Genomic DNA, 20848 nt, shown 5'->3' with positions numbered 1-20848 from the left:
CCGAGTATAAAAAATAAAAGAAGACAGCTATTCCGGATCATTTTCGGTATCATCTTATCTCAAAAACCCTCTCAGAATTCCAGTACGATCACTTTGCCCATATCGGACAACGCACCGTTTTCGAATACGGCCATTACCTGATAGCTATATTTCTTGCCCGCCACCATTCCGCTGTCTGTGAAACTCTTTCCTTTCACGGTGCGGTATAGTATCGGCGCCTCTTCGCTTGTTCTTTTATACACCCGGTAGGCTGTCACATGCTGTTCTTCATACGACCAGTTCAACGTGATCTTTTTGTTGGTCCGATCGATGGTCGGTGTACGGACCGTGACCGGCGGCTTAGGGCCTGTGAGCCTGAAGCCCGTCATGACCTGTCCGGGAGGAGATTCCAGTCCTGCTTCGTCGACCGCAACGACGGTATAATACTGTACGGTGCTGTTCTGTAAATTCTGATCGGTATACGTATACAAAGTATCCGTACCCGCTGCCTTCGCCGCCAGGCGGATCCATTGCCCCTGATCACCTTTGCGGTATACCTCATATTTCACAACGTCCTGGCTTCCGCTCGGCGCCCAGCGAAGGACGACACCTTCTTTGGTGGACTGCACGGGCAGCCAAACGGGGGGCATGGGGGGAACCTTGTCCGGCAGTGCAAGACTTAATATTTCCGACAGCATGGAATGGTTCTGGTTCCGGTCGATGGCCATGACCCGGTAGTGGATCTTTTCATTCAGACTTTTCAATTCCACTTTATCGGTGAAGACCGTATCTCTCACGGGCTCGCCGGTCTTTAACGAAAATTCTTCGCTCTGATAATAGGCCCGGTACACCCGGTAGCCCAGGATGTCGAGGTCGGGATTCGGCTTCCAGCTGATGCTGACATTGCCGGCATCGTCTACTTTGCCTTTTAAACCGACGGGCTGAACCGGCGGCACGCTGTCCACCAGCATCGCCAGGAAGGGCATCGAAAGGATCTCTGTACCATCCAGTGTCTTTGCCTTCACCTTGTAATAGTTGGACTGCTGCGGGCTGGTATCTTTGAACACGCGCGACGCCGGGGGAAGAATGTCTTTGTGAATGGTCTTATACGGTCCCGAGGACTTCGCGGAGCGCGTTACCTCAAACCCTGCCAGCGCATCGTTGTCGGCTTCGGGAAATTCCCATTGCAGATCGACGGTCTTGTTATCGGAGCTGAGCGCCGACGTGATAAAAACACTGGACGTCACGACTTTGCTTCCCTTTACTTTCACGATATTGGAGATGGGGCCGGATTCCCCGAACGGGGTACGACCTCTGATCCGGTAACTATATTCTTTTCCGAGTGACGCCAAGGTATCGACCGCATACTGGTATTTGCTCTCCGCGCCCTTCTTGCTCAGCGCCACGCCGGCGATGTCGGTAATGTCGGTGAATGTTTTGCCATCCTCCGAACGCTCGATACTATACGTTGTATAGAGGCTGGCGTATTCAAGCTCGTTCCAGCGAAGGGTCACCACGTTTCCGGCGGTTTCTCCCGTTACATCCGTCAGGGCCGGCAACTGATATTTCTGGGACGGCTCGATGAAGACACTTCCCCGCAGTGTGTCGGTCGGGGTAATGACGCTGATGCGATACAGGTACTTTACATTCTTTTCAATTTGTTTGTCGCTCCAATACAATCCTTGTGCTTTGGCTACGGCCGGCGACATGTCGGCGCAAAATAAGGCGATGGAAAAACGCTGGTCGTTTTCCTTTGCTTTGTTTACAATCTGCGTGATGTCGCTCTGCTCGATGTTCAGCTCGAAGGTCTCGCCGTACAGCGCCTGCGCGGCCACCAGCCCGTATTTATCGTTCACGAACTTTTCCCAGGCAGCTTCCGGCAGCGGCTTGAGAGGCGCGGACGTCAGTGCCTTTCGCTCTACCGGCCGCACGAGCTTTCCGTTTCGCACGAGGGTGAACCGTTCGACGTAATAGCCATATTTATTCGCCGTCGTCCAGTCACGGAAGTTCAGCGGCGCCCAGCGCAACGTGATCGAATCTGCTGACGGGCGCGCGATCACGCCGATGGCATCGCTGCGATCCGCCACCCGCACCGAGTCCTGCGCTGCGGCATGCATGGCCGACAGGATCAGCATGCCGATAAAAAAACCCTTAATCCGGGACGGCATTGAATAACTCCCACTCATAACTGCTTGTCGTTTTATTTGTTCCTGGTATCCTGTAGTTCAATCGTATTTTGTATTTGCCATACCGGTAGAAGGGGAATGGTCCGATCAGGATCTTCTCCAATCGTTCGGTGATCCGCTCCGGTTTGTCGACCACATAGTTGGCCACCTGTTGCTGGATGCTCCTGTAATCTTCCATCATGACACGCATCAGGTCATAGCGGACGTTGCCCACGAGGGCCGACGCCGCGGCCGGGGTTCCTTCGGCGGAAAGCTGCGCTTTCTCTGAGAGCTGGTCGAGGAAAGCAGCCCGGACGGGCGGGAATCCCAACGCCGCTGTATCGCGTCGGGTCCGGATATACCCCTGGAGCGGATACCCGTCGTATACCAGCGGATATACACGCTGATTGTACCAGGTGTTGTCCGCCAGCAGCGCTTCCGTGGTCACCATCGGGCTATATTCATCCACCCCTTCGAGTTCGTACCGGTCCAGCGACTCAGGTCCCTGCATGTACGATCGCAGCTCGCTCACGTCGCCCGTCTGCGATGGGATGTTCAGGGTGGTGTTCAGCTTGATGCTGGCGATCTTCTCGCGGAACGTATTGTACTTGCTCGTGCGGAAAGAAGCGTTGAATACCGTCTTGGCATCGCGCAGGGTCAGGTCGCCTTCGATGTTCTTCGTGGTCAGGGTCGACTCGCCCGCATCTTTGAGCTCGGTATCGATCTTCTGCACGTTGGCATCCACTACTTCCGAATTCCGGGGCAGGTTCAGGATCTCCAGCTTGTGCACCTTGTCGTTGGGCAGGCCGCCCGGGATCTCAAAATAAACACTCTTCTCTCCCGCGTCGTATCGCAGCGTTGTCTCGGCATAGCCCTGTGTTTCGACGTTGGTCAGGTGCAGCGTCTGGATCCATTCCTCACCCGGTGTGAACAGGTACGGCTGACCTTTTCGCAGCCGGATAAAGCCCTGGTTGTATTCCTTCGGATAGAAGTTGAACTGCCCCATCACCGGGTACGAGATCGCCACGTTCGACGCCGGGATATGATCAGGTGCCGTGCCCGTTGTAAAGTCTGTCTCTTTCACTTCTTCGACCTGTTTTCCTTCAAAGATCAACGGGGTCCAGGAACCATTGACGAGCTCCTCGAAGGTGAGCTTCACGTACACCTTTATCTCTTTCTGCGGCGGCAATACGTCGTGTGAATCGAACGCCACCACGTCGTTGTCGTCGTTCCAACGCAGCGTTCCGGGTACTTCCACGGTTCCGTCTGATACTTTAAAGTCGGCCAGCTTGCCACGGAACGACCGGCGGCGGTCTTCGATGTCGGTGATCTCGAACACTTCTCCTACCGGGATATTGAATGCCGCCTGCGGCGCGTTGAATACATCGACGTCTTTTTCGCCCTTGAGCGGGCTGAGCTCGGAGATCAGATCGATGTTCTCGAGCGGGTTGCTCTCGCCTACGATCTTACACTCTTTTCCGATGGTCACCTCGAATTTACAGTTGCCTTTCACAAGACCGCCCAGGATGCGGTAATATCCACCGACAATACCCTTCATCCAGAAAGGATTCGGGCCTTTGGCCTGCAGGACCGCGGCGACCCCGATCTTGATGATATCAAAATTACCTCTATAGAACCGCAGCTTCACCTTGATCCCGATCTTACCGGCCACATATGCATAGGCTTGTCCGTTGGCAAACCATCCGTTGATACCGATGGTCTCGTCGGAGCCGGCGCAATGATACTGATCGCCGTATTTCTTCACCATGATGTCCGAGCCGATGCCAAAGGCGAACCGCGCGTAGAACATGAGGAAGCGAAGCTCGCCCGTGTCCATGCTCAGGTTGATCCCGAACGCAAAGCCAAAGGCCGATTCCGCGGCGTTGAGGTCGCGCATATAGTCCAGGTCCGCGGCGCTGATGCCCAGGATCTCGGATACCTGCCGCGGCGGCGGCGGACTGCCCGGAAGGTTTTTACCCAGCATGAAGTAGCTCTTCACTTTCAGCAGCCACAGCAGCTCCAGGCCGATGGGGTCGTTCGGCGTGCCGACCAGCACATACCATTCGTCTTTCTCGAAGTGCATCACGGCCCAGCCGGCGCGGTTGCTCGCACCGACACCTTTTATAATGCCACCCGCCACGTTGATGTACATTTCCATGTTCGCATGGAACACATCGTTGACGTTATCGAACAATATTTTCACATTGGCCGACACCTGCCCTTGCAGCATCGCCAGGATCTTCTGCGCCGCCTTGGAGTCACCCACGACCGCGGACGCCTGTTCCTTGATCTTTTCGACGCCTCCCGGTAACGGCGGCGACATCACCACGATATTGCCGGTGAAGGTCACCGAGTTGATGCCTCCATGCCGGTTCAGCATGACTTCGAGCATGACATCGCCGTTGTAGGGCGCCTTGCTGGGCGTTGCCCCGAATTTCACGATGGCTTTGATCCCGATGGTATTTTCGTCCGGCACATACGTGACCCCGGATGCATTCTTTCCGATGGGGCTTCCGTTGGACTCGGCGCTTTGCTTCATTTTAGAATAGTAGCCACCCCCAAATCCGTAGGCGGAAAATCCGGGTGCGAGCGGCAGACCACTCTCGAACTCGACCAGCGCGTCGGCATACCAGTAGCGGAACTCCGGCGTTCTGCCAAAGAGCGCTTCGACCTTCAGCGAGATCACCTGGATCTTACCCGACACCGAGCCTTTGAAGCCATCACCATATACCGGGTCCTCATCGAAGAAGCGGATCATGCCCGCGATCTCGATCACTCCGGCTTTTTTGAAGTTCACGCCGATGGCGGTGAGCTCTATTTTATCGAACTTCCAGTCGCCTTCCGCGCTTTCCACCTGGCCGCTGGCCGACGTCGTTTCCGTCACGTCACGCTTGCCCCACACGATGAGACCGGCGGTTCCTCCAAAGCCCTCATCTTCCGATTTGCCGGCGATGTTGATCGTTACGTCAAACCCAATACCCAGGCGGTTGGTACCATCTTTCTGTACCGAAATGTTGTTGATGGTCAACGGGAACTTGGATACCGATTGCGATTCGCCTTCTTTACCAAAGCTGATCGATTGGATATCAAAGCGCGGCGCTTCCGAGCTGATGCGAAGCCCTTCGAAGCTGATGCCGTTGAAGCTGGCCTTCGGACCTTTGCTCAGGGCACTGATGCTCAACTCGCCGTTCAGTATGGCGGTGGGGTAAAATTTATTCTCCTTCTCCTTTATGGTGATCGACGTACCCGGGCGTAAGGTCAGGTCGGCTACGAGCAGCGGCAGGCTGAGCTCTTCCTTGATCGTGACGGAAAAGAGATAGTTTCCGTCGGCGCCGCGTGCGGCCCGGTAGCCGAACTCCGTGGCGGTCTTATCCTTTTTCTTTTTCAGGTTCGGAACCGAAATCTTACCGGCCAGCTCAAATCCTTTGATCTGGTTGGTCACAAAGACGAGCTCCACGTGATCCAACGAGTAACCCCATCCGCTCATGTTACCGAGCTGCAATACATTATCGGCAAACACTTCGCCGGAGAAGCCCTGGTCGTCGAGGATCATGTGCTCGACCCCGACTACGATGCGCGAGCTGTCACCCTTCTGTTTGGCAAAAGACGGTGGCAGCCTTACCTCCAGGCGCTGCATGTAAAATCCCTGCCACAGCAACGGCTGTCCTGCCTGGACGAACGGTGAGGAATAGTCCTTTGGAAACGTTATGCCCGGAGGGTTCGCCAGGTCGCTCCAATCCATGAACGCCTGGGTGACCTTGAAACCAAAACCTTTGAGGTTTGCCAGCTGGAACGCCGGAACGTTCACGCCCACCATCAGGTCGTTGAGGCTTTGCGCGTAGGTGGTGAACGCTATTTTTACACGCTCATCTTTGTTGGTGCTGGCAATCCCCTTGTCATTCTCCGGCACGATCAGGTCGCGCGAGAACTGCACGAGCGCTTCGATGCTGACGCCTTTGAAGCCGCCGCAATCGAACTCCACGTAGGTATTCTTAGAGCCTTTGATCGTCAGCTGTGCCGAGCTGCCGAACTTGAGGATATGATCGCCCACCAGGAACACTTTTGCATTGCCCGCAATCCCTCCTTCTTTCGACAGGGGCACTTTGCCGTGGAATGCGATCCGGTCGCCCGACTGGGGCAGGGCCAGCGAAACATAGACGTCCATGATGGCGCCTTGTGTGGTAAAGGTCATGCGGTCGATCAGGATGCTGTAGTCTACAGCTCCCCCCGACTTCACCACGCCGACGGGCAGTTCTATTTCAGAGAGCGCATCCAGCGATTCGACAAAGCGCTGTGTGGCCTGGACTTTTTCCAGCAGTGATTGTGCATAGGCCCGTTGCTGCAGCACGGTGTCGGCCAGGACCACGTTGGGCAATATGATGGGATCGGATGCGATGTTGAGTGACTGAACATAGTTCAACTCGTTGAACGTGCGGGAAAGCTCCGCCCGGACGGCAGGCGGCAGCTCCGCCGGAGGCACAACCTTTGTCGAGTCGGTGTAGGCTGCGCCGGCGCAGAAAAACTGCGCTGTCAACAAGAGAACGGCTACTATACCAGTCCGTAAATATTTTCGCATATCGTAAAAATTCAAATCACTGTTCATTCCAGGGTTCAATACCGGTCCCGCAGGATCTTATAATCGGGATGCTTCACAAACCATTCGCGCACGGTCTTCAGGGCCGTTACGTAGTCCTTTGTTTTGATGTCGCCGCTTTTGTCCAGTTCCAGCGGGTAGCCCGCAATGACCGGCGCCAGTTGCTCCATAATGCGATACCCACACAGAATGGGTTGCTCCCGCTCGGCATCGGCAGACAGGCAATTGGTCTCGTCGCTGTTCAACGCCTCCACCATGTAGCCAATAGCGTCCGGGTGCCGGGTATACACCAGGTCGGGAAAGATCTTATAGATCACGTCGTCGTTCACCGGCAGCTTGCGCACCCGTTGCATAACATCTTTTATAGCCCCTGCATCGTTCATCCGCGCAAGCGCCAAGAGGGCAGCCCAACGGATGGCCGGAGAATTGCCGGGCTGCGCACGCAACTGAATCACTTTTTTCAGCTCTGTCATTTCCAGGAAACCTGCCAGCTTCAAAACCAGGTCAAAATGCGGAGGTTCGGCGGCAAATATCCGAAACACGGTGTCTCTCGCCTCCCGTGTAAAATCTCCCTGGTGGAACGTAGTAAGATAGTCTAAGGCCAGACCTGCATTGCCACTATCGCCATCACGCCCACCCTGCACTAGTTGCGCGACTGATGCCTGGCGGACGGCAGGTTGTTTCGCACCTGCGCCAACGCGTTGCAGCAACGTATATACCGCCGCACGCACCGCCGCAACCGTATCTGCCTGGTAGGCAGGCAACGCGCCGAGCACAGCTTTCGCCCGATCTGGGTGCAATACGACAGCGGGTATCGCCGGGGAGTCGCCCGAACGAACGGCCGAAAAATAAGATCTCAGCAAATCCGTCGTCTGATCCTGGGCAAAGCTTACCGTGGACGCCAGAAAAAACACAAGGGCTGTCAGCACAAATTGTATCAGAGCTTTTGTACTCACTTGTTGCATACTAATCAATATTGTAGGTGGTAAACTCCCCGTCCTTTTCTACTTCATATTCCAGACTGTAATCAATTGCCTGCACCCGTAGCGCTGAAACCAGTTTCGGCAAAAAAGCCTGTAGCTCCTGTTCATCGCCATGAAACTCAGCGCTGAAGGCCAGGCGACCGGCTGCATCGTCATGGTCAATCGAGTATTCCAAAATGTCGCCATTTGAAACAAGAACTGTCTCTGTTTCGATGAAAGACGATTTACCCGCAGGAAGAAGCGTATCCAGAACAGCCTTTAACTGATGCAACGTTGCCCCCCTGAATCCGCCATAAAACATGATCATATCACTTTGTTATAATGTTATAAATGGTTTCAAATCAAAAGTACCACCTGCCGTCTGAACGGTAAGGTTGTCGATTTCCAGGTTCGAATAATTCCCTTGTATTTGGTGATAAAGATCTTTATGCCCCGGAATGATTTTGTCGTTCGAATATGCGCCTATTTTGCGTTCACGCATAGCTTTTGAAAAACTCTCCGCCTGATTAGTGTAGTTTTTGGGGTTCGCCAGAATATCGTTGGCAAGCAGGCGCAGCTCCTCCGCAGACTTGCCTGTGAGATCCAATGCAGTCCCCGCTTTGGTCGCAATGCGTTTCGAGAATCGCTTCACGAGAAACTGATCGAAATCGGCGTCAGAAATGAGCACTGCCATGTCTACGTCCTTGGCATCGGGTGTACGGAGAGACGACCCTTGAATACGCACGTTGTCCGACGGAATTCCGATTTTATCCAGGCCTGCTTTGAGCTCATTTGAGAATGCTTGGAATTGGTCCTTGGACAAAAACTTATAAGGGTATCCGCGCACGTTAGGATTACTGACCACGTTTACCCAATTATCCATTTGTTTCACTAATTCAGCCGCAGCGATCGGCTTATCATTTCTACAGCTGATAAAAATAAAATCCTCGATTACATCTTCCGGTAAGTCAAGCTCGAGTCCCTTTTGCATCATCTCTTTAATCTGTTTATCGGTATGCTTCAAGGTAAAGTCTTTCGCACCGCCTACCCGCGCGGTAAGCCTGGCCTTAAAGGCGGCAAACAATTCCTCGACTTTGAATGCCGCGGCCATCTCCTTCCGGATCACATCTTCCAAATCCTCGCCATGCTTCAGCTTCCAGTCATTGACAATCTTGTTCTTCAGCTCAAGCATCTGTTGCGCCGCCTTCTTCGAAGCCGCCTTCGCCGACAGTTTTCCCTCTACTTTGATGATCGCCTTCACAAAGCCATACACCGTGGCCCGGTTCATGGTATAGGTCAATGCCTTCGCCTTCGACAACGCCTTGGGCATGCCCTTAATACCACCTCGGATCAACTCTGCCGCACCGATCGCCAGCATTGCTTTGTCCGACCATTCCACAGCCTCTTTGAACTCAGGCTCCGGAAGCTCACTTTGCATGGTGCGCAATGTGAGGTTACCCGCAGCATTGGCAACCTCCAGCGCACGAAGCGCGATCTTACCGTACTTGATCCATTTATTGACCGCGGCCGTGGCCCGCGTAAGCTTCACAATCGCTCCCGCGCCGGTAACCATCGTGGCAGCATCCAGAATGTTGAAGGCAACATCCTGAATCGCATCATTGTCGCCTTTTATATCGATATACTTCAAAAAGATGACGGGCACGAATACCACCTGTCCCGCCGGAGCCTCGGTGGCTGCATCGACAATAGACAAATCCGAGTAATTCGTCAACGCTACCAACTCAAACGGCGCCAGCGTATGCTCGACAACGCCCTCACCGGTCGGCATGCTCACGACTACGCTCTCCGCATCACGCCAGACTTCCTCTTCTACCTTGTAGCGGATCTGTGAATCCTCGTTGCCCTTGCTGTCGGCCGCCCAGTTCGCAAATTGAAGCTCAAGGGTGGTACCGATATAGCTGTAATCTCCCTCCAAACGCGGTTTCGGCACGTGGGCGTGCAGGCTTACCGTGCGTTTGCTGATATCGTCCTCGAACAACCGCAGCAACCGGTCTTCAAAATCCGGGCTCTTCAACAACAGATTTTTGATCACTGCCATCATCTCGGTATAGTTCCCGGCGGCAAGCCCCAGAATACCATCGTGAACCTTACTATTTAGATTATACAACAGCGAAGAACTTGCATTAGCCGCCTTCTCGCCACAATTCAGCGACACGGGCTTCGCTTCCAGCGCTGCCAGCAGGTCTGGTACCTGCTCCGGCGGTGTGTTTTTCAGTGTCTTGATGGCAAAGCTTTCTTCGCCGCCAAAGAAATAATAGTCGCCCACCATGGCGCCCGTCACCAGGTAACTCAGCAACTTGGTACGCTCGGGCACTGTCAGAATACCGTAATTGCTTTGGTCCAGGTCCACAAACCGGTCTTTGATCACCGACCGGTCTATCGTCGGCTTGTCAATCTCTGCAATAAGCGCTTCGATCGCATTGCGATGCCGCTGTAAGTAATCCTCCAGACTCTTAATCAGCTCATCCCAGCAGCCGCTGTAATCGATACCAGGTTCACTGACCATAATATACCGGCACGGCCCTTCCTTCGCATCCGGCGATTGCTGGTACGCCTCGTACATTTCGTCCGTGAACTGCTCCAGCAGCAGGCTTATCTGTATGGCCTTGTCGATATTGAGATCCTTGCGTGCGAGCAAGTCTTTGGAATAGGCCACGGTATGATCGCGGATGAACGGAAAAAGCTTGTAGCTCTCCTGGCTGTACCAGCCTTTACCGTTGTCCAGGTCTGACTTTTTCCATCCGCCGTCGTCTTTCTTCGGGATAGTGGCAAGCTTTGTCGTTTCGTACAAGCCCATGAATTTGTCCGACACGCCCCCTTTTGCGTCGACGTAAAACAGCGTGACGTACTCTTCCGAACCGATTTTAAAATGACCGTTGGCGAGCTTCTCCACGGCAATACCTTTCTTAAACACCAGTACGCTGCCGTTGGCAAGAATAAACGATGCGCCTCCTTCGAAACCGTCGTCGGGATTTTCATCGATCCCCCACGCAATACCCGCCAGGCTGGCATCGGCCAGGGTAATCACGGCTGACTCACTTTCCTCATCACCTTCAAACAACCCAAAGACGCGCTGCGGCTCGTGAATGTAGTCCCATTGGTATTTATAGAGTGCGGTGCCGTGGTTATAATCCATCAGGTTATCGGTCGTGCCTTTGGCCAGGCCTCCGAATTCGCTGAACGTGTGTTTGAGATTGAAGGCGCCGTGCCCTAACTCGTGGCCGATGGCCTCGACGACATTGCCGGCATCGAGGTTATCGACAAAGAGGAACCCGGCCTGCCTGGAGCGGGGCATATACCCGATGGCATCCGGGTCGGTACGCGGTTTGGAAACCAAAAACAGATAATACGTTTTGTCAACGAAGGGCCCATAGGCGTTGATGACCTTCTTCATGTCTCCGGTATAGTTGGTCAGTATGCCGCTCTCACCTTCGTCGAACGTGGCGTCGAGCGGAACGGAAAGCGACGGATCGACCTTGACCTCCCACGCCGCCACGGCCTGACCATAGATGTCGTTGAGCTGTTGCGTGATCGCGGCCGCCGAAAGTCCACCGGGAACACCGTTATCGTTCACCGGCACCACGACCAGTTTGCGGCTGATCTTATCGTAGCTGACCAGGTTGAGCTTGCCGAGCACATCGTCTTTTGAAGTATCGGTCGGGGCATAGAGCGCCAAAAGCTCTTCCACCATGCCACCGGTTTTACCGCGCAGGCTCAGGGTAAAATCATTGCCGTCGCGGGTAGGAGTAACCGGCACGCCGTTTACTTCAAAACGTATTTTATCCGGCTCGACATCGGTCCCTTCCAGCACCGCCTGCACCGGATCTGCCTGGGCACTGGTAACGGCCTTCCAAGGTATATACGCGCCCGATTCCAGTTGCTGATAAAACGACGCCAGTGCATCGTGCTGTTTCTCATCAAAGCCCAGTTTGCCTACGCCTTTTCGGAACGCGAGCGTCAGTGTATAATTACGATCACCGCGACCCGCGGCGTCTCTTGCTTCCTGCGCCGTGACTTTGGTGATCTCGCCGTCTTTGCTTACGATATAACCATTGCCGGTTTCATCGGCGATGGAATAGCTCTTGCCTTTTTCGAGCGTCTTCGTTTCTCCGTCGGATGTAGCGATCTCGATGTCGCCATCCTCATTTTTGGTCACCGCTACAATGGAGGTCCCCTTGATCTCGATCAGCGTTTCGGTTTCCGCTACCGTCACCGGCACTTCACCATTCGAAGGCCGTGTCGAGGGGTCGGGCTTTTTGTCCGGGGTCACCAGGAACTTACTGTCCGGATTCCACACACTTTTGATCTCCCCCGACGTCAGCCAGTGTTGTTCGTTTACGCTGATCTTCTTAAAGGTCACGCGCACTTTGGCGCTCATAAACCACGGCACGATCGCCATGCCCGAACCGGTATAGACGCCGTTGTTGTTCTCGGAAAGCTCGCGTACCAGTACATCGTATCCACCGGCATGGATCGTATCGTTGATGCCCAGCCTGACAGCCGGTGCGTTCGTGGTCGGGGCCGGCGGCGGTGTGACGTCGCTCTTGCAAACAAACTCGTTGGCGCCCGGCAGGGCCGTTTTGAAAACCTTTACCGGACCGTATTCGCTTACCTGTACGTTTTGCTCGGCGCGCACCTGTACTTCGTACTCCGTATCGGGTTGCAGCTGCGTCAACGCGCGCCATTGCTCCTGGCTTTCCTCTTCATACCAGTTATCGTGCGCACGGTCCTTGTGCGGACGGTACCGGACGCGATATTTTACAGCGTCTGTGCCGGCTACGTTCTGTTCCCACCGCACGACAAGCGATGTAGGATTTGCCGTTTGCAGGTATAAGCCTTCGGGGGCGCCCAGCGCGTCGCCGAATTGAAACACAAACACTTCGCTCTTGCCCAGGTTCTTGAACAGGTCTCTTCCCTCCACATCTTTCGCCTGCACCTGCCAGGCATACTTTCTGCCGGGGATCAGCGCGGGCTCTGCGGGACCGTAGACGATCTGCGTGGAATTGGTCGTGATCTCGTAGAGCGGTTGCTGACTTAAGAAAGCGTCATAGGGATTGCGCGTGGCGGGCCAGATCTCCACCAACCGGAAGATGTATTCGGTTGTGAAGGCTGCATTGGGCGAGCCGGTGTGCCGCGGTGTCCACGTGAACGGAATGTTGGTGGGATCCACGATCCGGACCTTGGTATCCGTGCGGGGCATGTTCAGCAACGGCGGATCGTTGAGGATGATAAAGGCCACCGTGGTGCCTTTGTTGCTGACCAGGGTGCCGCGGTTGTAGTCCAGCACTTCGACCGTGAACCGGTACACGCCATCCGGCAGCTTGGCACCTTTGGTGTACTGAGCTTTGGAAAAGCCTGCAAAGTCCAGGTTATTGGGATTGAAATACTCTTCCAGCTCTTCGCCATATAGTTGGAGGGGTATGCCTCCGCCCGGCAGCACCAGGGGCTGCGGCACGAAGCTTTGCTTGGTACGAATCGTGATCCCGACGCCTTCGATCGTGAGCCGGAGCTTGCACCGGTATTCCGGCAAGGTGGGGTCCCTGAGCACGAAGTTAACCATGAACCGCTCCGCGCCCACGGCAGAATAGTCACTCAGGTACGGGCTATACGGCGGTTTGATCTGGGTGCTGACCTGAACCGGATAGGTCTGTGCGTACAGCCGGGCCGTGCTGGCGGCGAGCGCCAGCGCACTGATCAGCAATATTCTTTTTAGCAGCTTCAAGGTTTTTCTCATTTCATTCCAAAGGCATAACTGTATCCAAGCGTGCCGGTAAACTCCGAAAAGGAGCGCGCGGATGTTTCTGTCTGGCTGTCGCGGTTCACGGCAACCAGGCTCACGTTGAGGTTGTGTTTCTTCTGCAGGGTATAGCTTCCATTGACGCGTCCGTTCAGGATCGTGCTGACGCGTTGCGAATTCACGTAGCTTGTGTTGTACGATGACGAGACCGTTGCGCGCAACCTTTTTTCCAAAAACGACTTGCTGACAGACGCCGTGGGGCCTACGGTCCTGGAACTGATCCCCGGACTGTCATTTATATTGGCATTGAGCGCCACCGATACGGTCAGGTTTTTGGGTACGATGTTCAGCGCGTACGATGTGTTGAGGTTGTAGAACTTGCTTCCCGAATTCTGCGTGACATCGGCCTGCTTATCCGCGGCGCTCTGCACGCTCAGGTTCAGGTTCACGCTTTGCTTGCGCTCCTTCGAGCGGCCGAACGAATACAGGGCCATGGCGTTGGCGCTCTGCGTGATCTGTGTGTAGTTCAGCGTATCGAGGTTATCGTAGGGCGTGAGCTGATTGATGTCCAGGAATTGGGAACGGATATTGGTATATGTCTGAAAGCTGGAGTACGAAGCCGACAGGTTCAGTCTTTCCGTCGGCAGATAATTCACATTCACGGAGCCCACCATCCTGCGCATCGTGCTAACCTTGGTTTTGTCAAGATTATCATGCTGGGTACCGGCGCTTACCGCCACCGTCATTTTCCCCTCCATGATAGAACCGCTTCCATTGACGGTGATGCTTTCCAGGTCGTTGTTAAAGTAGTAGGCTCCCAATGTGCGGTATTCCGGATCCACGCGCTCATAGGCTACGCCGATCGCATATCCATCCTGCTGATAGTCCAGGGCCGTTTTGAACGCTTTATAATAAGACGACGACAACCGGGGGGTATACAGGAACCCGGTCTTCGCCAGCACATGTGAGTTTCCGTTTTCGTCGGCACGCGTGTCCCGCGACAGTGCACTGGACGAGATGTCGGCCTTCAGTACAAAATGATCGAATATCGTTTTCCCGGCACTGACACCGACGACCAGGTTCTCTTCCGGCAAAATGCCGAGACTGTCTGGCACAAAGCCGATGGAGTGGATGTCGTCTTTTGCATGGAACAGGATCAGGTCGACAAAACCACCTTCCCGGCCATAGCTGGCCTTAAACCCATAGCCCATGCGTTTAAATGCCGGAATGGCGGCATTTTCATTTACCGTATCGGGCTCCACGGCTTTTAAAAATCGTCCGTATAACGCGCTGAACTTCCAGTTCCCTTCGGGGGCGGCATCTACGGCGGCGCCCAAAAAGATATGGCCATTCACCGTGTAGGGTGAATACGACATGGAAATATACCCCAGGTGACCGGTAAACCACTTATACGTGGGATGCAGGCTATACTGATTGAATGGCTGCTGAAAGGAGGTATTCTGGTTGGAAAAACTAAAGCTGAAGGGTACGCTCCAGCCGTACAGTGAAAAATTTACGTTGCCGGAAGCGAAGTACGTGTAGGGGTCGCGCCGGGAATCAATACCGTTCGCGGCATAAAATACCTGGCTCAATGAAGCGCCCCCGGTAATACTGAGGGGCTTTTCCTTGCCAATGGATTCCAGGTTCTGTGCCACAAGCGATGTAGCCGACATGCACATTACTATGGTAGCAACGGTAGAGAGTTTTATCATAGATTAGCCCCACACATACACCCCTAAAGATGTGACATTTCCCATCCCTCGAAATGCATCACTCAACTCATTCCTTACGTATGTCTGCTGATCTCGCATTCGCCAGTAATCGTATCCGGAGCCACTCATGAAGGGTTCAGGAAGTATACCTGACGGTCTTTTACCGGATAAATCCGGTATTAGAAAGGTATAAAATGAAGCCTTTCAAATAAAAAACTTACCTGATCCGATGTAGGATAAGGCCTCTGAATGATAGTATAAATCGGAATTACCGTCCAAACCGACGGTTTTTACGAGGCGTTATCCCAGAAACTGCCGTTGGCCCGCTTCGCGGAGCCAAAATGCGTCAGTCACTACGATCGGGCGGAATGATTCACCAGGTTGGTGGGGGGATATCCGAACTGCTTCTTGAAAGCCAGCGAGAAATGTGACAGATCCTCAAACCCCACTTCCAGGTATACCTCCACGGGCTTCCGGCGTTTCTCCCGGATCTGATAGTGCGCCAGCTCCAGTCGTTTTTGGGTGAGCCACCGTTGTGGCGTAACGTGGTAGTGTTTTTTGAAGTCGCGGTTGAAGGTCGAGAGGCTGCGGCCGGTGAGGTAGCTGAACTTCTGCATCGGCATGTTGAACATATAGTTCTTTTCCATGAAGCCGGGCAGGTCGATCTTGCCGGGCTCGTCGAAGTTGGCGAGGATGCCGTCGATCCCCGGATCAATGACGCGCAGGATGCTGATGGCCTCCTGGATCTTCAGGGAGGCAATGTTCTCGGGGAATTTTTCCTCCACTTCAAAGTAGGGTATCAGGGACGCAAAACAGCTCTTTAAGAGTGGATGCTGCTCGAAGTAGCGGATCTTGTGCGACACCACGGTGGGCGCGGCGGGCGTTATGCCCTCGTAGAACTTGCGCAGCCGCCGCTCCGGCAGGTGCATGGCCACGGATTTGTGCGGCTGCCCGTCTTTGGGATAGATGATGACCGACGACAGCTGGTTTCGCGGGATGAGGAAGATGTCCCCGGCCTGGAACGCATACATCTCGTCTGCCTGGATGATCTTCGCTCCGCCCGCGATGATCCATATTAGCATGTGGTCGTCAAACAGCGCTTCTGCCTTGAACGGCTTGTCCGAATAGCAGGCCAGCTTGATGTCGGGGGTGATATAATTCGTTTGAAAGTCCATGAGTCTTTTGTTGTCTGACAGGACGCATGTAGCCGCGCGCGGGTTGCCTGCGCGACGGCATAAACAAAGGTAATGATGCGGGGTCAATCCACCGCGAAGGTTATGCCCGTCATTTCTTCGCTGAGCGACCATAACCGTTTGGCATTGGCTTCGTCGAGGGAGTACGGCTGCACACCGCGGTGCGTCGACGGGTCTTCAAAGTCGGGCAGATTGCCCTTGTCCAGCTCGGCCACATCGGCGTCTTCGCAGTACACGCCGCCGAGGTCGTTCAGCAGCGGGCTGGTGGCACACCACACCGTCGTGGCAGCGCCCTGGGCCAGCGTCTTGAGCCTCGCGGCGACTTCGGGCTTCAGGTTGCCGGCTTCATCAAAAGTGCCCATTTGCTGGAAGAGCGCGATCGGCGCCTCACGCCCCAGGTCTGTGCCGTTCACCGCGCCTGGGTGCAGTACGTAGGCCCGCACGTTGTGCGTCCGGGCACGGCGGTCGAGCTCGACCGTGAACAGGTTGTTGGCGGTCTTCGATTGGCCGTAGCCTTGCAAGGTTTCATAGTCGCGGTGTCTGAAATCCGGATCTTCGAAATTGAACGGAGCAAACTGGTGTCCATACGATGATACCGTAACGACCCGCGCGCCGTTTGCCTTCTTCAGCGCGGGCCAGAGGCGGGCCGTCAGCTGGAAGTGGCCCAGGTGGTTGGTCGACAACTGCGATTCGTGACCGCGGCTGTCGTAGCGCAGGGGTACCCACATGATGCCGGCATTGTTGATGAGCAGGTGCAGAGGTCTGCCCGACCGTACGAAGCCCGCGGCAAAGGCATCGATGGACTTCGGATTCATCAGGTCCATCGTTTCCACGGTCACGTTGCGAAGGCCTGCCAGGTTTTTACCGGCCTTTCCCGGGTCGCGCGCAGGCGCAATGACGGTCGCCCCCGCTGCGGCAAGCACCCGGGTAGTTTCCAACCCGATGCCGGCATACCCGCCGGTGATGATCACAACCTTTCCGGTCAGGTCCTGGTCGCCCAGTACTTCGCGGGCGGTAGTGGTAGCGTTAAAACCGGTGTTCAGGGGCTGTTGCAGCACGCCTTGATAATTGTTCTGTTCCATAGTCGTTTCTGAATTTTGTTGGAACAAAACTAGTGTGCACCGGCCCGGTGAGGCTTTGTTAAAAACGTCAATCTTACTTTGTTCAGATTGTCACTTCCATGGCACGATCTTAGAAATTAGCCTATTTTGTAACAGATTACAGACCTGGACGACAAACCCTTCATGAAACCGCTGGTAATTCTCCTGGCCGTCTTCGGCCTTTCAAGTCTTCTCTTCTGGCTTATTACAGGTGACTGGAATCTGCTGTTCTGTGGCAACCTGGCTATGTGCGCCATGTTATGCTTTACCGCCCTGGGCCACTTTCTCTTTCCCAAAGGCATGGCCATGATGATCCCGCCTTTTATACCCTTTCGCACCGCGCTGGTATATATCACCGGCGTGGCCGAGGTCGCCTTTGCCATCGCGCTCCTGTTTCCGGCGTCGCGCTGGTATGCGGGGTATGGGCTGCTGCTGTTCTTCGTGCTGATCGTACCCGCCAACATCTATGCGGCCTGGCACCACATAGACCTCGAAAAAGGAACGGCCACCGGCCCGGGTCCCTCCTACCTGTGGTTCAGACTCCCGCTGCAAGTGTTCTTCATCGCCTGGGTAGCGTACTTTGCCACGCCGCTGGTCGCCGTGTTATCGTGGTAAGAGCGCCGAAGTTTCCTCGATCAGCGACTGCATCAGCGCCGCGGCTTTGGTGTGTTTCAGCAGCGGGGCGATCTGACCGCCCCAGAACAATACCATGTCGTGTTTCCTTTGGGCCAACGCGGCCTGGCGGAGCGACGACATAAAGGACGTCTGCAAGGGGAATGGCAGGATGTTTTTCTCCAGGCCTGTCAGGTCCTTTGCGATCTGCGTGGTAAGGCCACGGCCGAGCCGACCGGTAAAGGCGCGCGACAACGTGGTATACTTTGCGGCGTCCGAAAAGAGCGCCGCCCGGTGTACCGGCAGTGCCCCGGACTCATCACACGCCAGGAAGGCCGTACCCACTTGCACGGCATCGGCGCCCAGCGTCAACGCGCCGGCTACACCACGACCGGTGGCAATACCGCCGGCTGCGATGATGGGTGCTTTTACTTTCTCCCGCAGCAGCTGCACCAGCACGAACGTGCCCACGGTTGACTGTTCGGAAGGCGCCAGGAACGACGGGCGGTGGCCGCCCGACTCGAAGCCCGATGCGATGATGAGATCCACCCCGGCGTTATCCAGGGCCAGGGCCTCGTCCAACGTGGTGGCGGCGCCCACCAGCTTGATACCCCGGCGGCGACATTGCTCCAGCACATCGGCCGACGGTATACCGAACATAAAGCTGAACACCCGGGGTTTGATGTCGAGCATCACCTGCAGCTGGTTCTCAAAACGCGACTGGAACGGCTGGGGCTTTTCGGGCACGGTTATGCCCGCCTGGTCGAAGTACGGTTTGAATTGCGCCTTGACGCGCTCGTATACATCGTCCGTTACCGTACCCTGTACGGCGTCGGTATCCGATACCCACAGGTTCAGGTTATAGGGTTTATCGGTCGCCTGCCGGATCTTCTGGTCGATGTCGACAATCTCCTGCGGGCTCAGCGTATACGCGCCGTAACCTCCCAATCCGCCGGCCCGCGATACTGCCGTGACCAGCTCGGCGGTGGACAAGCCCCCGCCGAATGGTCCCTGCAAGATCGGGTATTGAATGCCGAGTATTTCGGTTGCCTTCGTGTTATACCACATTGCATTATTTTTAAATCTTCTTATCCCACGTGGTGCCCGGCTGCAAAGCCGCCGTCCACGTTGATGATCGCACCGTTTACAAACCGGCTTTTGGCCACGGTATATACCATCTCGGCCACGTCGTTCGCTTCACCCACACGCTTCAGCAGGTGCAGGCCGGCCATCTGGTCGGCGTTGTCGCCGTGCAGCGGCGTGCGGATGACGCCCGGGGCGACCGTGTTCGTGCGGATGTTCTGCGCACCGAACTCCGCGGCCAGTTGCAAGGTCAGCGCGTGGACGGCGCCTTTGCTGGCCATCGGCGCCGTTACCGGTACACCGCCCAGTGCATGGCCCACGATGGGCGTGCCGATGTTGATCACCACGCCGTCCTTTTGCTTCAGCATTTGCGGGATCACTGCCTGTGTGGTAAAGTACGTACCCTTCAGATTAGTATTCAAGAATTTGTCGAGGTAAGCTTCGTCCACTTCCAGGAATGGCCTGGGCTCGAAGATCCCGGCGTTGTTGATCAATACATCCGCAGAACCGAAGCGGTCGACGGCGGTCTTTACCAGCAGCGCGCCCACGGCCTTGTCGCGGATGTCGCCAGGGACAAAGGCCAGGTTGGCGCCGGCACCCAGCTCGTCATAGGTTTGTTTCAGTTTGCCGGCCGTGGCCGAATTGATCACCACGTTATCTCCCTTCTGCAGAAAATACTGTGCTACGGCTTTGCCGATACCCGACGAGGCACCGGTAACAATAATCGTTTGCTTTTTCATAGTTCTCATTTTTTGTTTGCTGTAATTCCTTTTTCGCGTAAGACCGATACCTGCTCGCCGGCATATCCCCAGTCGTCGAGCGCTACTTCCTGAATGACGACGTGTGTCAGGTGGGGATCTTTGTTCAGTACGTCGGTCACGAGGTCTGTCACCCCTTTGATGAGCTGTTGCTTTTGTTCGCGGGTTACTCCCTCGCGCGTGAGTTCAATCCTAATGTATGGCATGACTGTAATGTTTGTGTTTGCAATAACAACACAAACATGGCGGCGGGTGTTGACGCGATCGTGTGACCTACATCACATTCGAAGGGATCCAGGCTGATATTGTGACCTACATCACAAAACTACGGTTGGTATAGACGGCTCAACGTCTCGCGCGACACGCCCAGGTAGGCGGCAATGAGCTGCTTGGGCACAACGTTGTACAGCTGGGGATATAACTGCAAAAGCTCCTCGTACCGCTGGCGCGCATCGTGGTGCATAAAAGAAAGGAGGCGCTTCTGCGCCGCGACATAGCCCCGGTTGGTGCGCCAGCGAAAAAACGACTCGACGGCATGTACCTCCCGGCAAAGCTTCTCGCGGTCGGCACCGGACAGGCGTAATACTTCGGCGGCCGTAACACAATCAACCGTAGTGGTCGCCCGTGTGCCGTTATACAACGCCTCGTAATCCGACGCCCACCAGGTAGGCATGGCAAACTGCAGGATAAACATCTTGCCCTGGTCGGTCCGGTAGAACGATTTCAGGCACCCGTGCAGCACAAAGTATTCATGCCCGACGGCCTTGCCGGGGGCGATGATCGTTTCTCCCTTTTTGTACGACTGTGGCGTAAAGTGCGAAAAGAAATAGTCGAACTGCTCGTTTGACAACGGTGTGATCCTGGCGACATGTTCCTGTAAGATCGCTTTGGCGTTCATGCTGGTAGCGTGAACGCGAAAGATACAGAATTAA

The 20848-nt window shown here is 55.1% G+C and carries 13 protein-coding genes; 1 reads left to right on the top strand and 12 read right to left on the bottom strand.

Annotated elements, in window-relative coordinates:
- Positions 1-71 precede the first annotated feature (71 nt).
- The 8 genes from KK078_RS07195 to KK078_RS07160 all read right to left on the bottom strand — a co-directional run bounded on the left by KK078_RS07195 (position 72) and on the right by KK078_RS07160 (position 17445).
- Positions 72-2147, bottom strand: coding sequence for a fibronectin type III domain-containing protein (locus tag KK078_RS07195; protein ID WP_254089575.1), 2076 nt, complete (start codon positions 2145-2147; stop codon positions 72-74).
- Positions 2131-6720, bottom strand: a complete 4590-nt coding sequence (locus KK078_RS07190; RefSeq protein ID WP_254089574.1) for a hypothetical protein — start codon at positions 6718-6720, stop codon at positions 2131-2133. Before KK078_RS07190 ends, KK078_RS07195 begins: the two co-directional genes overlap by 17 nt.
- A 35-nt stretch (positions 6721-6755) precedes the next feature.
- On the bottom strand, positions 6756-7703 hold the full coding sequence (locus tag KK078_RS07185) for a hypothetical protein (RefSeq protein ID WP_254089573.1): 948 nt from the start codon (positions 7701-7703) through the stop codon (positions 6756-6758).
- A 1-nt stretch (position 7704) separates the two neighbouring features.
- Entirely contained in the window at positions 7705-8028 is a 324-nt protein-coding gene (locus KK078_RS07180) for a hypothetical protein (RefSeq protein WP_254089572.1), read from the bottom strand.
- A gap of 9 nt (positions 8029-8037) precedes the next feature.
- A complete protein-coding gene (locus KK078_RS07175; RefSeq protein ID WP_254089571.1) occupies positions 8038-13455 on the bottom strand; it encodes a fibronectin type III domain-containing protein in 5418 nt (1805 codons plus the stop codon).
- Entirely contained in the window at positions 13452-15170 is a 1719-nt protein-coding gene (locus tag KK078_RS07170) for an outer membrane beta-barrel family protein (RefSeq protein WP_254089570.1), read from the bottom strand. The genes KK078_RS07175 and KK078_RS07170 overlap by 4 nt, the downstream gene beginning before the upstream one ends.
- Positions 15171-15523: 353 nt before the next feature.
- Positions 15524-16345, bottom strand: coding sequence for a helix-turn-helix domain-containing protein (locus KK078_RS07165; protein ID WP_254089569.1), 822 nt, complete (start codon positions 16343-16345; stop codon positions 15524-15526).
- A gap of 83 nt (positions 16346-16428) precedes the next feature.
- The gene (locus tag KK078_RS07160; protein WP_254089568.1) at positions 16429-17445 is read right to left on the bottom strand and encodes an SDR family NAD(P)-dependent oxidoreductase; all 1017 of its coding nucleotides are present in this window, start codon (positions 17443-17445) and stop codon (positions 16429-16431) included.
- Positions 17446-17607: 162 nt separating this feature from the next.
- On the opposite strand from KK078_RS07160, the gene KK078_RS07155 reads away from it, so the two are divergent.
- The gene (locus tag KK078_RS07155; RefSeq protein ID WP_254089567.1) at positions 17608-18078 is read left to right on the top strand and encodes a DoxX family protein; all 471 of its coding nucleotides are present in this window, start codon (positions 17608-17610) and stop codon (positions 18076-18078) included.
- Here KK078_RS07155 and KK078_RS07150 read toward each other — a convergent pair.
- The 4 genes from KK078_RS07150 to KK078_RS07135 form a co-directional block, all read right to left on the bottom strand.
- Entirely contained in the window at positions 18067-19143 is a 1077-nt protein-coding gene (locus tag KK078_RS07150; RefSeq protein WP_254089566.1) for a nitronate monooxygenase, read from the bottom strand. The genes KK078_RS07155 and KK078_RS07150 overlap by 12 nt on opposite strands.
- 20 nt (positions 19144-19163) lie before the next feature.
- Positions 19164-19898: an SDR family NAD(P)-dependent oxidoreductase gene (locus KK078_RS07145; RefSeq protein ID WP_254089565.1), complete on the bottom strand. Its 735-nt coding sequence runs from the start codon at positions 19896-19898 to the stop codon at positions 19164-19166.
- A gap of 5 nt (positions 19899-19903) precedes the next feature.
- A complete protein-coding gene (locus KK078_RS07140; RefSeq protein ID WP_254089564.1) occupies positions 19904-20122 on the bottom strand; it encodes a tautomerase family protein in 219 nt (72 codons plus the stop codon).
- Between the two features lie 119 nt (positions 20123-20241).
- The gene (locus KK078_RS07135) at positions 20242-20814 is read right to left on the bottom strand and encodes a Crp/Fnr family transcriptional regulator (RefSeq protein ID WP_254089563.1); all 573 of its coding nucleotides are present in this window, start codon (positions 20812-20814) and stop codon (positions 20242-20244) included.
- Positions 20815-20848: the final 34 nt, after the last annotated feature.

The sequence above is a fragment of the Dawidia soli genome, from assembly GCF_018598185.1.
GTDB lineage: Bacteria > Bacteroidota > Bacteroidia > Cytophagales > Cyclobacteriaceae > Ohtaekwangia > Ohtaekwangia soli.
Note: the sequence above shows the minus strand (reverse complement) of the source record. Positions and strands in the feature narration are given on the sequence as shown.